This window comes from Clavibacter lycopersici, assembly GCF_003576405.1.
Taxonomy (GTDB): domain Bacteria; phylum Actinomycetota; class Actinomycetes; order Actinomycetales; family Microbacteriaceae; genus Clavibacter; species Clavibacter lycopersici.
On sequence record NZ_QWGT01000597.1, the window covers coordinates 1 to 315 of the forward strand.

The 315-nt window shown below is 73.0% G+C and carries 1 protein-coding gene and 1 pseudogene; both read left to right on the forward strand.

Annotation, left to right across the window (positions count from 1 at the left end; translation table 11 throughout):
• The coding region (locus DZG00_RS16710; RefSeq protein WP_147360124.1) for an FHA domain-containing protein at positions 1 to 211 on the forward strand (211 nt) is incomplete at its 5' end.
• Positions 208 to 315, forward strand: a pseudogene (locus tag DZG00_RS16715) (FHA domain-containing protein FhaB/FipA); the annotation flags it as partial. The gene DZG00_RS16710 and the pseudogene DZG00_RS16715, both read left to right, overlap by 4 nt.

The window sequence follows — 315 nt, forward strand, 5'->3', positions numbered from 1 at the left end:
ATCCCGCGCCCAGGTCCGCGACCTCGGCTCCACGAACGGCTCCGAGCTGAACGGCGCGCCCGTCACGAAGGCGCCGCTCCCGCCCGAGTCGGTCGTCCGCATCGGCCGCACCACCATCACCTTCCGCGTCGTGCCGCAGGCCACCGAGGAGCGCGGCGGCCGCGATGCCCGGGGCCGGGGCCACGACGACGGGTTCTGGGGAGCGTCGTGACCGAGCTGACCCTCCTCGTCCTCCGTCTCGCGTTCCTCGCGGTGCTGTGGCTGTTCATCTTCGGCATCGTCTACGCGCTGCGCTCCGACCTCTTCGGCCAGCGC